Origin of the sequence: Vibrio sp. SNU_ST1, assembly GCF_030563405.1 — a bacterium.
Taxonomy (GTDB): domain Bacteria; phylum Pseudomonadota; class Gammaproteobacteria; order Enterobacterales; family Vibrionaceae; genus Vibrio.
The window spans coordinates 2,562,582-2,575,461 of record NZ_CP130748.1 but is presented as its reverse complement, the minus strand read 5'-3'; the positions used below and the strand labels follow the sequence as shown (position 1 = coordinate 2,575,461).

Below are 12,880 nucleotides of genomic sequence, written 5' to 3'. Positions count from 1 at the left end.
TTTCTCACGCTACACTAAAAGCTAAGCGCAGTGGCTTTCTTTTAATGAAGTTAGCTTATATTAAGCTCGCTTACTTGCGTGGAATCTCGATTTTACGTGCTTCTGACTGACGGAACAGTACTAGAACTTTACCGATAGTCTGTACTTTCTCAGCTTTAGATTCACGTACAATTGCATCGATAATCAGTTGCTTAGTCTCACGGTCTTCTGATGCAACTTTAATCTTGATCAGTTCGTGGTGGTCTAGAGCTAATTCGATTTCCGCTAGAACAGCTTCAGTAAGTCCATTTGCGCCCATTAGCACAACAGGTTTTAAACTGTGAGCTAGGCCCTTTAGATGCTGCTTTTGTTTGGTACTTAGGTTCATTACGCGGCCAATTTTATTTAGTATTAGGGTTGAAAAAACCTATTTTAACGCCATCTAAAGCTGAAGACTATAATTTATTCAGCAATTAGTACTTTCCTCCAATTTAGGTATCCAATGAGCAAACAGAAACACTCGGCCAGTTCGGGCCGTTGGTTGAAGGAACACTTCGACGACAAGTACGCAAATGAAGCCAGAAAAAAAGGCTATCGTTCGCGTGCTTATTTCAAAATGGAAGAGATTCAAACGAAAGATAAATTGCTGACTCCTGGGATGACCATTGTGGATTTGGGTGCAGCGCCTGGCGGTTGGTCTCAATATGCTGCTAAGATTATCGGAGACAATGGTCAAATCATTGCGTGTGATTTGTTACCAATGGATCCGATTGCTGGAGTGAGCTTTTTACAAGGCGATTTCCGCGAAGAAGCTGTGCTAGAAGCGTTGCTGGAGCGTATACAACCAAACATGGTTGATGTCGTGATGTCTGATATGGCACCTAATATAGCAGGCAACAATTCTGTGGATCAGCCAAGAGCTATGTATTTAGTTGAATTAGCTTTGGATATGTGTCGACAAGTTCTAGCTACCAATGGTAGTTTTGTTGTAAAAGTATTCCAAGGCGAAGGGTTTGACCAATATGTTAAGGACGTCCGTGAGATGTTTAAAACAGTCAAAGTTAGAAAACCCGACTCTTCTCGAGCTCGCTCTCGTGAAGTGTTTATCGTAGCAACTGGTTACAAAGGTTAACGATTCTCTTCCAAGAGTGAGAGTTAACAACATGGCTACAGGTTACAAACTGTAGTACCCTACCTTTAATTACAATTAGTTATCGAGAGGCTTACACCTTGAGTGACATGGCAAAAAATTTAATTCTGTGGCTTGTTATCGCGGTAGTGTTGATGTCGGTATTCCAGAGCTTCGGCCCTGGGGAAAGTAACGGCAGAGCAGTAGATTACACCACGTTTGTACAGGAAGTTGGCCAAGGCCAGATTCAAGACGCACAGTTCAATAACAGCGAAATCACTTTCACACGTCGTGGTGGTGGCTCTAAGTATGTAACTTACATGCCTGTTTATGATCAAAAGCTACTTGATGACTTAATTAATCAAAACGTAAAAGTTCAGGGTACACCACCTGAAGAGCAGAGCCTGCTTGGCACTATCTTCATTTCATGGTTCCCAATGATCTTACTGATTGGTGTGTGGATTTTCTTCATGCGTCAAATGCAAGGCGGCGGCGGCGGTAAAGGCGCGATGTCTTTTGGTAAGAGCAAAGCTCGAATGATGAGCGAAGAACAAATCAAAACGATGTTTGCTGATGTTGCTGGTTGTGACGAAGCAAAAGAAGACGTGAAAGAGCTTGTGGATTACCTTCGTGACCCAAGCCGCTTCCAAAAGCTTGGTGGTAAGATCCCGACCGGTATCCTGTTGGTAGGTCCTCCTGGTACAGGTAAGACATTGCTTGCAAAAGCGATTGCTGGTGAAGCGAAAGTGCCATTCTTTACTATCTCTGGTTCTGACTTCGTTGAAATGTTTGTTGGTGTTGGTGCATCTCGTGTGCGTGACATGTTCGAACAAGCGAAGAAAGCAGCGCCTTGTATCATCTTTATCGATGAAATCGATGCTGTAGGTCGTCAACGTGGCGCTGGTGTTGGTGGTGGTCACGATGAACGTGAACAAACACTTAACCAAATGCTGGTTGAGATGGATGGTTTCGAAGGTAACGAAGGTATTATTGTTATCGCTGCGACGAACCGTCCAGACGTACTAGACCCTGCATTACTTCGTCCTGGTCGTTTTGACCGTCAAGTTGTGGTTGGTCTACCTGATGTACGTGGTCGTGAACAGATTCTTAAAGTACACATGCGTAAAGTGCCACTATCTGGTGATGTTGAACCATCTCTGATTGCTCGTGGTACTCCAGGTTTCTCTGGTGCAGACCTTGCGAACCTTGTTAACGAAGCGGCTCTATTTGCTGCTCGTGGTAACAAACGCAATGTATCTATGGTTGAGTTTGAACTTGCGAAAGACAAAATTATGATGGGTGCAGAGCGCCGTTCAATGGTGATGTCTGAGGAAGTGAAAGAGTCAACGGCTTACCACGAAGCAGGTCACGCAATTGTTGGTCGTTTGGTACCTGAACACGATCCAGTGTACAAAGTATCAATCATCCCACGTGGTCGTGCGCTTGGTGTAACTATGTACTTACCTGAGCAAGATCGCGTCAGCATGTCTCGCCAACATCTAGAATCAATGATCTCTAGCTTGTACGGTGGCCGTCTGGCTGAAGAACTTATCTACGGTAAAGACAAAGTTTCGACCGGTGCGTCAAACGATATCGAGCGTGCAACTGATATTGCTCGTAAGATGGTAACGCAGTGGGGCTTCTCGGAAAAACTAGGTCCTCTTCTATATGCTGAAGAAGAAGGCGAAGTTTTCTTAGGTCGCGGCATGAGCCAAGCGAAACATGTTTCTGACGATACAACTAGATTAATCGATGAAGAAATTCGTATTCTTATCGACCGTAACTATGCTCGTGCGAAACAGATTCTTGAAGAGAACATGGATATCATGCACTCGATGAAAGATGCGCTAATGAAGTTTGAAACGATTGATGCAGGTCAGATTGATGACTTGATGGAACGTAAAGACGACATTCGTGAGCCTGCTGGTTGGGGTGATCAGGCGAAAGCAGAACCTGCAAAGGAAGAAGCTAAACCTGAAGCTAAATCAGAAGAGCAAGCCGAAGCCGAGCCAAAAGCTGAAGAATCGACAGTTGAAGAAGTTAAATCTGAAACAGATGATGCTCAAAACAAAGATTCTTAATTGCTAAGCTTTAAATTAAAACCCTGAGTACGCTCAGGGTTTTTCTGTTTCTAGCCCAAGATGTTTTTACCTTTAAGACCCACCTTCCATGATATTAAAAGCACATAATAAAACACTCGTTTTAGACCGCCCACATGTGATGGGTATCCTCAATGTTACGCCTGATTCTTTCTCTGATGGCGGAAAATTCAATTCATTAGATAATGCTTTACTGCAAGCAGAGCGAATGATTCAGGCTGGCGTTAGCATTATTGATATTGGTGGTGAGTCGACTCGTCCGGGTGCTCCAGAGGTGTCCTTAGAGGAAGAGTTAGCTCGAGTTATCCCTGCGATTAAAGCGATTCGCGCCAAGTTTGATGTTTGGATCTCGATTGATACCAGCAAAGCTGAGGTGATGCGCCAAGCTGTTGAAGCAGGGGCAGATTTGATCAATGATGTACGCGCACTGCAAGAGCCCGGAACTCTAGAAGTGGCCGCAGAGGCTAATGTACCTATTTGCTTGATGCACATGAAAGGTCAGCCAAGAACCATGCAAGCCAATCCAAGCTACGAAGATGTTCTAACAGATGTCGAAGCCTTTTTACAAGAAAGGGTCGAAGCTTGTGAGGCGGTCGGTATCTCAAAAGAGCAGCTGATTCTTGACCCTGGTTTTGGTTTTGGTAAAACCATCGAACACAATTACCACTTATTAGCGCACTTTGAAAAGTTTCATACGCTTGGTTTGCCTGTCTTGGCGGGAATGTCGAGAAAATCGATGATCTTTAAGCTACTAGACAAAGTCCCAGCTGACTGCATGGTCGCTAGCGTTACTTGCGCAACTATCGCAGCAATGAAAGGTGCACAAATTATTCGCGTTCACGATGTTGAAGATACATTGGAAGCGATGAAGATAATCGAAGTGATGAATAACAATCACTAATAATTAAGGAAAATCGATATGTCTGATAAAAGACGTTACTTCGGTACAGATGGCGTACGTGGCAAAGTTGGCCAGTACCCGATTACACCTGATTTTGTTCTGAAGCTTGGCTGGGCTGCTGGTCGTGTTCTTGCAAAACAGGGCACAAAGAAAGTGATCATTGGTAAAGATACTCGTATCTCTGGCTACATGCTTGAGTCTGCACTAGAAGCGGGACTTGCTGCTGCTGGTCTTCAAGCTACGTTTACTGGTCCAATGCCAACACCTGCAGTTGCTTATCTAACACAAACTTTCCGCGCTGAAGCGGGGATTGTTATCTCTGCATCGCACAACCCTTTTTATGATAACGGTATTAAGTTTTTCTCTTCTGAAGGTACGAAATTGTCGGATGACATTGAGCTCGCCATCGAAGCTGAACTAGATAAAGATATCGAGTGCGTAGAATCTTCAGTATTAGGTAAAGCGGTGCGCCTAAATGATGCTGCAGGCCGTTATATTGAATTTTGTAAAAGTACATTCCCACACAAAATGACGCTAGCTGGTATGAAAATTGTAGTGGATTGCGCACATGGTGCGACTTACCACATTGCGCCGGCTGTATTTAAAGAGCTAGGGGCTGAGGTTGTTGCGATTGGTGTGGAACCAAATGGCACTAACATCAACCATGAAGTCGGTGCGACTGATGTACGAGCTCTGCAAGCTAAAGTGCTTGAAGAAAAAGCGGCGTTAGGCCTAGGCTTTGATGGTGACGGTGACCGTATCATCATGGTTGATGAGCTAGGTAATAAGGTTGATGGTGACCAAATCGCTTACATCATTGCTCGTGATGCGTTGCGTCGTGGTGAGTTGAAAGGCGGAGTTGTTGGTACGCTAATGACCAACCTTGGTATGGAAAATGGCCTTAAGCAGTTAGGTATTCCATTTGTACGTGCTGCTGTTGGTGACCGTTACGTTATGGAACAACTTCTAGCTAAAGGCTGGAAGATCGGTGCTGAGAACTCGGGGCACGTTATCCTATTAGATAAAGTGACGACAGGTGATGCTATCGTTGCTGCTCTGCAAGTATTGGCCTCAGTTGTCGATAGTCAAATGACACTGAATGAACTGTCTCAAGGTATGACGTTATACCCTCAAGTTCTAGAAAACGTTCGTTTCAGTGGTGATTCAAACCCACTAGAAGCAGAGGCTGTGAAAGCGGCTGTTATTGAAGTCGAGACGGAACTCGGTGAGAAAGGTCGTGTGCTATTACGCAAATCGGGTACTGAGCCACTACTGCGCGTAATGGTCGAAGGTGAAGATGCTGAACTTGTTCAGAGTTCTGCACTGAAAATTGCTGATGCAGTAAAAGCGAATTGCTAATAAAACGTTTGCCGTCACAAGTGAGGTGGTCTCACTTGTGGGGGCAGGGTTTTAGTTATGTGATGATTTAAAAGGGACGCAAATGAGTTTTGTGTCCCTTTTGCCCTTTTTTTGACCACTTACTTGGTAAAGGCTTATTTTTTAGTAAATTCCCCTTGTCAGTCATCGTTGCATTCGCTAGTATTGCTCGGCCTTCAGTTAGGAGGTCGCTAGCCTTGTTCTTAAAAATAGTTTTTTGAACGGCGCTGGCTCAACAATTAGGAACATAGGTGGAAAAATGTTTACAGTTCTACTTGTGATTTACCTGTTGGCAGCGCTTGGTGTAATTGGCCTAGTGTTGATTCAACAAGGTAAAGGCGCAGATATGGGAGCCTCTTTCGGTGCTGGCGCTTCAAACACTGTGTTTGGTGCTGGTGGCTCAGGAAATTTCCTTACCCGAATGACTGCAATTTTTGCAACTACATTTTTTATCCTTAGCTTAGTGCTTGGTAATATGTCTACACATAAAACTGAGTCACAATGGATTGACCCGACCCAAGGTCAGGTGATTCAACAAGCTGAAGATGCAGTGAGTGAAGTTCCGGCGCAAGGCGACGAAATTCCACAATAATCTGTAAAGATTTGATGCCGAGATGGTGAAATTGGTAGACACGCTAGCATGAGGTGCTAGTGCCTTAGGGTGTGAGGGTTCGAGTCCCTCTCTCGGCACCATGTTTACAAACTTGTAAAACATCTTGTTGGGCGTATAATGCTCACAAGTCGGACGCGGGATGGAGCAGTTTGGTAGCTCGTCGGGCTCATAACCCGAAGGTCGTCGGTTCAAATCCGGCTCCCGCAACCAATTTCAATGCTATTATATAGCTTGTATTGGTAGCAAGTTTGCACAGTGTGAACCTCACTGTGAGTTAAGTGTGATATCAAATATGATGACACTTAACATATAAGGGTCCAGCAACAAAAACCCCGGCTTATACGGGGTTTTTTGTTATCTAAGCATTTATAAATGCATTTAGATGATAATGTTTGCTTGGAATTTAAATTGGGCTTTGAGCCCTTTTTTTGTTTCTGGAGTGGTTAAATGACTGGTTTAGAAAGACAACTTACTGAAATGCTTGACGCTCCAGTAGCAGCATCAGGTTATGAGTTAGTTGGATTAGAATTTATTCGTGCTGGTGAGCACTCAACGCTACGCATTTACATCGATTCACCAAATGGTATCAATGTAGATGATTGCTCTGAAGTTAGTCACCAAGTAAGTGCCGTAATGGACGTTGAAGATCCAATTTCAGTGGCTTATAACCTTGAAGTGTCTTCACCAGGTTTAGAGAGACCACTGTTCAAAGCTGAGCATTACCAACAATTTATTGGTCACGAGGTAAGCATCGTTTTGAAAATGGCTGTCGGCAACCGTCGTAAATGGAAAGGTGATATCCTATCTATCGAAGGCGAGACAGTGAAAGTATTGGTTGAAGGACAAGAAGAAGAATTCGTCCTGAGCAATATTGCGAAAGCTAACCTGATCCCTAAATTTTAGTTCTCCTAGAGAGAAGAGCTTAAGAGGCTAGATTAATGAACAAAGAAATTTTGGCGGTAGTAGAAGCTGTTTCTAATGAGAAAGCAGTTCCTCGTGAGCGTATTTTTGAAGCGCTTGAAATCGCGCTTGCAACGGCAACAAAAAAGAAAAGCGAATTAGAAATCGAAGTTCGTGTTGAGATTGACCGTAAAACGGGTAATTTCGAAACTTTCCGCCGTTGGGAAGCTGTTGAGGAAGTTGAATTCCCAACAAAAGAAATCTCTATTGAAGCTGCAAAGTACGATGATCCAGAGATCGAACTTGGCGGTTTCATCGAAGATGATATCGAATCAGTAACGTTTGACCGTATTACGACTCAAACGGCTAAGCAAGTTATCGTACAGAAAGTACGTGAAGCTGAACGCGCTCAAATCGTTGAGCAGTTTATCGATAACGAAGGCGAGCTAGTCACTGGCGCAGTTAAGAAAGTTAACCGTGACACAGTGATTCTAGACCTAGGTAACAACGCTGAAGCGGTAATCCTTCGTGATGACCAACTTCCTCGTGAAAACTTCCGTCCAGGTGACCGTGTTCGTGGTCTTCTATACGCAGTTAAGCCAGAAGCTCGTGGCTTCCAGCTTTTTGTTACTCGTTCTAAGCCAGAAATGCTAGCTGAACTATTCCGTGTTGAAGTGCCTGAGATTGGTGAAGAGCTAATTGAACTTAAAGGTGCTGCACGTGACGCTGGTTCTCGTGCTAAAATCGCTGTTAAAACAAACGACAAACGTATTGACCCTGTTGGTGCGTGTGTTGGTATGCGTGGCGCACGTGTACAAGCTGTATCTAACGACCTTGGCGGTGAGCGTATCGATATCGTGCTTTGGGATGATAACCCGGCGCAATTCGTTATCAATGCAATGGCTCCTGCTGATGTTGCTTCTATCATCGTTGATGAAGATACGCACTCAATGGACATCGCGGTTGAAGCTGACAACCTAGCGCAAGCTATCGGTCGTAGCGGTCAAAACGTACGTCTAGCATCTCAACTTACTGGTTGGGAACTGAACGTAATGACTGTTGCTGATCTAGAGAAGAAGCACCAAGAAGAAGCTGTTGCTTCTATTGAAAACTTCATGAAGCACCTAGATATCGAAGAAGACTTTGCTCAAATGCTTGTTGAAGAAGGCTTCTCTACGCTTGAAGAAGTAGCCTACGTTCCTGTGAACGAGCTTCTTGAAGTAGATGGTCTAGATGAAGGTATCGTTGAAGAATTGCGTAACCGCGCGAAAGACGCACTGACAACTCTGGCGCTAGCGAAAGAAGAAACTTTCGATGGTGTTGAGCCAGCTGAAGACCTACTTGCACTTGAAGGTCTTGAGCGTGAAATGGCTTACAAGCTAGCGGCAAAAGGCGTTGCGACATTGGAAGACCTAGCTGACCAAGGCGTTGATGAACTAGAAGGCATCGAAGACCTAACTGCAGAGCGTGCAGGCGAGCTAATTATGGCTGCGCGTAACATCTGTTGGTTCGGCGACGAAGAATAATTCAGCAAGGAGAGAGAGCGGTATGACACAATTAACAGTTAAAGCACTGAGTGAAGAGATTGGTACGCCAGTTGACCGCTTAATTGAACAACTTGCTGATGCAGGCATGAAGAAAGCAGGGTCGGACCAAGTGACTGATTCAGAGAAGCAAACATTGCTAACGCACCTTAAAAAGGAGCACGGCGATACTTCTGGTGAAACAGAACCGACTCGTTTAACTCTTCAACGCAAGACCCGCAGCACGCTAAGTGTTGCTGCTGGAGGCGGTAAGAGTAAGGATGTTCAAGTTGAGGTACGTAAAAAGCGTACTTACGTGAAGCGCAGCACTATTGAAGATGAAGCGAAACGTGAAGCTGAGGAAGTAGCTAATCGTGAAGCGGAAGAGAAAGCACAACGCGATGCTGAAGAGCAAGCGAAACGTGATGCTGCAGAGAAAGCACAGCGCGAAGCCGAAGCAAAAGTAACACGTGAAGCGGATGCAAAACGTGAAGCTGAAGAGAAGGCTCAACGCGCACAAGCTGAAAAGGCTAAAAAAGACATGAATTCAAAAAATGCAGACGCTAACGCACAAGCGAAAAAAGAAGCGGATGAACTTAAAGCTCGTCAAGAGCAAGAAGCAACTCGTAAAGCCGAAGCTGAAGCAGCTAAGCTTGTTGAAGAAGCTCGTAAGTTAGCAGAAGAGAACCAAGAACGTTGGTCTGAAGAAGAGAAGAAGAAGAAAGAGCAAGAGAAATCTGCGGATTACCATGTGACGACTTCTACTTACGCTCGTGAAGCTGAAGATGCGGCAGACAAAAAAGACGAGAAAGCACCTCGTCGTCGCAAGAAGAAACCAGCTCCAGCAACTCAACCTGGCAATAACCGTGGTGGTCGTAACCAACGTGGTCGTGGCGGTAAAGGTAAGCTTGCTAAACCAACTTCAATGCAGCAAGGCTTCGATAAGTCAGCGACTGTTGCAAAATCTGACGTTGCTATCGGCGAAACTATCGTTGTTTCTGAACTGGCTAGCAAAATGTCAGTTAAAGCAACTGAAGTTATCAAAGTAATGATGAAGATGGGCGCTATGGCGACTATCAACCAAGTGATCGACCAAGAAACAGCACAACTTGTTGCTGAAGAAATGGGTCACAAGGTAATCCTACGTAAAGAAAACGAACTTGAAGAAGCAGTACTAGCTGACCGTGATAGCGATGCTATCGCTGAAGGTCGTGCTCCTGTTGTTACTATCATGGGTCACGTTGACCACGGTAAAACTTCAACACTTGACTACATTCGTAAAGCACACGTTGCTTCTGGCGAAGCTGGCGGTATCACGCAGCACATTGGTGCTTACCACGTAGATACTGACAACGGCATGATCACGTTCCTTGATACTCCTGGACACGCGGCCTTTACTGCTATGCGTGCTCGTGGTGCTCAAGCGACAGATATCGTTGTACTTGTTGTTGCTGCAGACGATGGCGTAATGCCACAAACAATCGAAGCAATCCAGCACGCGAAAGCGGCAGGCGTTCCTCTGATTGTTGCTGTGAACAAGATCGACAAAGAGGGTGCAAACCCAGACAACGTTAAGAATGAGCTAGCTCAATACGACGTTATCCCTGAAGAATGGGGCGGTGAGAACATCTTCGTTCACATCTCTGCAAAACAGGGTACAAACATTGATGGTCTTCTAGAATCTATCCTTCTTCAGTCTGAAGTTCTTGAGCTTACAGCGGTTAAAGAAGGCATGGCATCTGGTGTTGTTGTTGAATCTCGTCTTGATAAAGGTCGCGGTCCAGTTGCAACAGTACTAGTACAGTCAGGTACTCTAAACAAAGGCGATATCGTTCTTTGTGGTCAAGAGTACGGCCGTGTTCGTGCAATGCGCGATGAAAACGGTAAAGACATCGAAACTGCAGGTCCATCTATCCCTGTAGAAATTCTAGGTCTTTCTGGCGTTCCTGCTTCAGGTGATGAAGCGACTGTTGTACGTGATGAGCGTAAAGCTCGTGAAGTTGCAAACTACCGTCAAGGTAAATTCCGTGATGTTAAACTAGCTCGCCAACAAAAAGCGAAACTAGAGAACATGTTCGCGAACATGACGGCTGGTGAAGTTGCTGAACTTAATGTTGTACTTAAAGCTGACGTTCAAGGTTCTGTAGAAGCGATTGCTGACTCTCTACTGAAACTGTCAACTGACGAAGTTAAAGTGAACATCGTAGGTTCTGGTGTTGGTGGTATTACTGAAACTGACGCAACGCTTGCTGCAGCTTCTAACGCTATCATCCTTGGTTTCAACGTTCGTGCTGACGCAACTGCGCGTAATACAGTTCAGAACGAAAACCTAGATCTACGTTACTACTCAATCATCTACCAACTGATTGACGAAGTTAAACAGGCAATGGGCGGTATGCTTGCTCCTGAATTCCGTCAAGAAATCATTGGTCTTGCACAAGTTCGTGACGTATTTAAGTCGCCTAAACTTGGTGCAATCGCTGGTTGTATCGTTACTGAAGGTACGATTAAGCGTAGCAACCCAATCCGTGTACTTCGTGAAAACGTTGTTATCTACGAAGGTGAACTAGAGTCACTTCGTCGCTTTAAAGATGACGTTCAAGAAGTTAAGAATGGTTACGAGTGTGGTGTTGGCGTTAAGAACTACAACGACGTTCGCGTTGGTGACCAGATCGAAGTATTCGAAATCGTTGAGGTTAAACGTACTCTAGACTAATCAGTCTGTACGACTCGACATATTGACTAAGGTTACTAACATTACTAATAGAGGTAATAAGGTAATCGGTTGTTGAATACACCATGGGGGGCTGGTAATTACCAAGCCCCCCATCTTTCTAAGTGAGAAAAGAAAATGTCAAAAGAATTTAGCCGCACACAACGTGTGTCTCAGCAGCTTCAAAAGGAGCTTGCGCTTATCCTACAACGTGAAGTTCGTGACTCACGTATCGGTATGGTAACTATCTCAGACGTAGAAGTGTCTCGTGACCTTGCTTACGCAAAAGTGTTCGTTACTTTCCTATGTATCGGTGAGCAAACACCTGAATCATGTCTTGCTGCTCTTAAAGAGCATGAAGTGCCAGTTCGTATGGCTCTTGGTAAGCGTATTCGTCACCGTCTAACGCCTGAAGTACGTTTTACTTACGACAACACACTAGTAGAAGGCATGCGTATGTCTAACTTAGTAAGTGAAGTTTTAAACGACGATAAGCGTAAGCAAGAAGAGTCTGGCCGTACTGACGAAACTCAGTCTAAGGGTGAAGAGTAATGGCTCGCCGTCGTAAAGGTCGCCCTATCAACGGGGTAATTCTGTTAGATAAGCCAACGGGCATTTCGTCTAATGATGCACTGCAAAAAGTAAAACGTATTTACTTTGCAGAGAAGGCAGGGCACACCGGTGCTCTTGATCCTCTTGCGACTGGCATGCTGCCAATTTGTCTTGGTGAAGCAACGAAGTTCTCTCAGTTTCTTCTAGATTCTGATAAGCGCTACGTAGTAATTGCTAAGCTTGGTGAGCGTACCAATACCTCTGACTCTGATGGTGAAGTGGTAGAGACACGTGATGTTAACGTGACTCAAGAACAGCTTGAGCGTTGCATTGCGAGCTTCAAGGGTGAAACCGATCAGATACCATCAATGTTTTCGGCATTGAAGTATCAAGGTAAGCCTTTGTACGAATACGCACGTGCAGGTATCGAGGTGCCTCGTGAGTCTCGTAAGATCACTGTGTACTCTATTGAACTGCTTCGCTTTGAAGGTGATGAAGTTGAAATGGAAGTGCATTGTTCAAAAGGTACTTACATCCGCACAATTACCGACGATCTTGGTGAAATGCTAGGTTGTGGTGCTCATGTGACCATGCTTCGCCGTACTGGTGTCGCTAAGTATCCGTACGATCGTATGGTGACTTTGGAGCAGTTGAACGAGATCCTAGAGCAAGCGCAGGCGCAAGAAATTGCACCCAAAGAGCTGCTTGATCCACTATTAATGCCAATGGACACAGCCGTTGAAGACTTACCAGAAGTTAACTTAAACGCGGAACTGACTGACCTAGTTCAGCACGGTATGCCCGTTCAGGTTTCTGGTGCGCCAACTGAAGGTACGGTTCGCATGACAAGTGGTGAAGAGAAACTGTTTGTTGGTGTTGCTCAGATTGCTGAAGATGGCCGAGTTGCACCGAAGCGTTTGGTTGTTTTCAGAGATGAAGAGCCCCAAGCATAACGCTGAAACCTAGTTAGGTATTGGCGCTTAGCCTGGAAAAGCGAATCAATAATATAGAAAGCGAGCCCTTAATTTTAATGGTTCGCTTTTTTCGTTTTTCATCAGTTCGATTGTTATTGCACCAACTCGTAAACTTCCCTA

11 protein-coding genes and 2 tRNA genes are annotated in these 12,880 nt (G+C 44.8%); 12 read left to right on the top strand and 1 reads right to left on the bottom strand.

Translation table 11 applies throughout. The features are described 5' to 3' along the window. Positions 1–70 precede the first annotated feature (70 nt). Entirely contained in the window at positions 71–367 is a 297-nt protein-coding gene (yhbY, locus tag Q5H80_RS11260) for a ribosome assembly RNA-binding protein YhbY (RefSeq protein WP_004734509.1), read from the bottom strand. 114 nt (positions 368–481) lie between these two features. Between yhbY and rlmE the strand changes: the two genes are divergently transcribed. The 12 genes from rlmE (at position 482) to truB (ending at position 12,739) form a co-directional block, all read left to right on the top strand. Then, positions 482–1,111, top strand: a complete 630-nt coding sequence (gene rlmE, locus Q5H80_RS11255) for a 23S rRNA (uridine(2552)-2'-O)-methyltransferase RlmE (RefSeq protein ID WP_017073081.1) — start codon at positions 482–484, stop codon at positions 1,109–1,111. Between the two features lie 107 nt (positions 1,112–1,218). Then, positions 1,219–3,189, top strand: coding sequence for an ATP-dependent zinc metalloprotease FtsH (ftsH, locus tag Q5H80_RS11250; protein WP_304564801.1), 1,971 nt, complete (start codon positions 1,219–1,221; stop codon positions 3,187–3,189). Positions 3,190–3,277: 88 nt separating this feature from the next. Further along, on the top strand, positions 3,278–4,108 hold the full coding sequence (gene folP, locus Q5H80_RS11245; protein ID WP_304564800.1) for a dihydropteroate synthase: 831 nt from the start codon (positions 3,278–3,280) through the stop codon (positions 4,106–4,108). Between the two features lie 18 nt (positions 4,109–4,126). Beyond that, the gene (gene glmM / locus Q5H80_RS11240; protein ID WP_304564799.1) at positions 4,127–5,467 is read left to right on the top strand and encodes a phosphoglucosamine mutase; all 1,341 of its coding nucleotides are present in this window, start codon (positions 4,127–4,129) and stop codon (positions 5,465–5,467) included. Between the two features lie 277 nt (positions 5,468–5,744). Further along, positions 5,745–6,077 (top strand): preprotein translocase subunit SecG, encoded by a 333-nt coding sequence (secG, locus tag Q5H80_RS11235; RefSeq protein WP_009847546.1) that lies wholly within the window; start codon positions 5,745–5,747, stop codon positions 6,075–6,077. Between the two features lie 16 nt (positions 6,078–6,093). After that, positions 6,094–6,178: transfer RNA gene (locus tag Q5H80_RS11230), tRNA-Leu, on the top strand. Between the two features lie 53 nt (positions 6,179–6,231). After that, a tRNA-Met gene (locus Q5H80_RS11225) sits at positions 6,232–6,308 on the top strand. A 237-nt stretch (positions 6,309–6,545) separates the two neighbouring features. Continuing rightward, complete coding sequence (gene rimP, locus Q5H80_RS11220) at positions 6,546–7,001, top strand: ribosome maturation factor RimP (protein ID WP_304564798.1); 456 nt, start codon at positions 6,546–6,548, stop codon at positions 6,999–7,001. A 35-nt stretch (positions 7,002–7,036) separates the two neighbouring features. Next, positions 7,037–8,524: a transcription termination factor NusA gene (nusA, locus tag Q5H80_RS11215; RefSeq protein ID WP_009847542.1), complete on the top strand. Its 1,488-nt coding sequence runs from the start codon at positions 7,037–7,039 to the stop codon at positions 8,522–8,524. Between the two features lie 22 nt (positions 8,525–8,546). Then, positions 8,547–11,237 (top strand): translation initiation factor IF-2, encoded by a 2,691-nt coding sequence (gene infB, locus Q5H80_RS11210; protein ID WP_009847541.1) that lies wholly within the window; start codon positions 8,547–8,549, stop codon positions 11,235–11,237. A 135-nt stretch (positions 11,238–11,372) separates the two neighbouring features. Next, positions 11,373–11,786 carry a 30S ribosome-binding factor RbfA gene (gene rbfA / locus Q5H80_RS11205; protein WP_009847540.1) on the top strand — a complete coding sequence of 138 codons (414 nt, stop codon included), beginning with the start codon at positions 11,373–11,375 and terminating at the stop codon, positions 11,784–11,786. Beyond that, on the top strand, positions 11,786–12,739 hold the full coding sequence (gene truB / locus Q5H80_RS11200) for a tRNA pseudouridine(55) synthase TruB (protein ID WP_012604702.1): 954 nt from the start codon (positions 11,786–11,788) through the stop codon (positions 12,737–12,739). Before rbfA ends, truB begins: the two co-directional genes overlap by 1 nt. The last annotated feature ends 141 nt before the right edge of the window (positions 12,740–12,880 follow it).

Excerpts from the sequence above, each read along its gene's own strand:
- folP (WP_304564800.1), top strand. The coding sequence starts at position 3,278 with ATGATATTAAAAGCACATAATAAAACACTCGTTTTAGACCGCCCACAT.
- infB (WP_009847541.1), top strand. The coding sequence starts at position 8,547 with ATGACACAATTAACAGTTAAAGCACTGAGTGAAGAGATTGGTACGCCA.
- yhbY (WP_004734509.1), bottom strand. The coding sequence starts at position 367 with ATGAACCTAAGTACCAAACAAAAGCAGCATCTAAAGGGCCTAGCTCAC.
- truB (WP_012604702.1), top strand. The coding sequence starts at position 11,786 with ATGGCTCGCCGTCGTAAAGGTCGCCCTATCAACGGGGTAATTCTGTTA.
- secG (WP_009847546.1), top strand. The coding sequence starts at position 5,745 with ATGTTTACAGTTCTACTTGTGATTTACCTGTTGGCAGCGCTTGGTGTA.
- rlmE (WP_017073081.1), top strand. The coding sequence starts at position 482 with ATGAGCAAACAGAAACACTCGGCCAGTTCGGGCCGTTGGTTGAAGGAA.
- rbfA (WP_009847540.1), top strand. The coding sequence starts at position 11,373 with ATGTCAAAAGAATTTAGCCGCACACAACGTGTGTCTCAGCAGCTTCAA.
- ftsH (WP_304564801.1), top strand. The coding sequence starts at position 1,219 with ATGGCAAAAAATTTAATTCTGTGGCTTGTTATCGCGGTAGTGTTGATG.
- glmM (WP_304564799.1), top strand. The coding sequence starts at position 4,127 with ATGTCTGATAAAAGACGTTACTTCGGTACAGATGGCGTACGTGGCAAA.
- nusA (WP_009847542.1), top strand. The coding sequence starts at position 7,037 with ATGAACAAAGAAATTTTGGCGGTAGTAGAAGCTGTTTCTAATGAGAAA.
- rimP (WP_304564798.1), top strand. The coding sequence starts at position 6,546 with ATGACTGGTTTAGAAAGACAACTTACTGAAATGCTTGACGCTCCAGTA.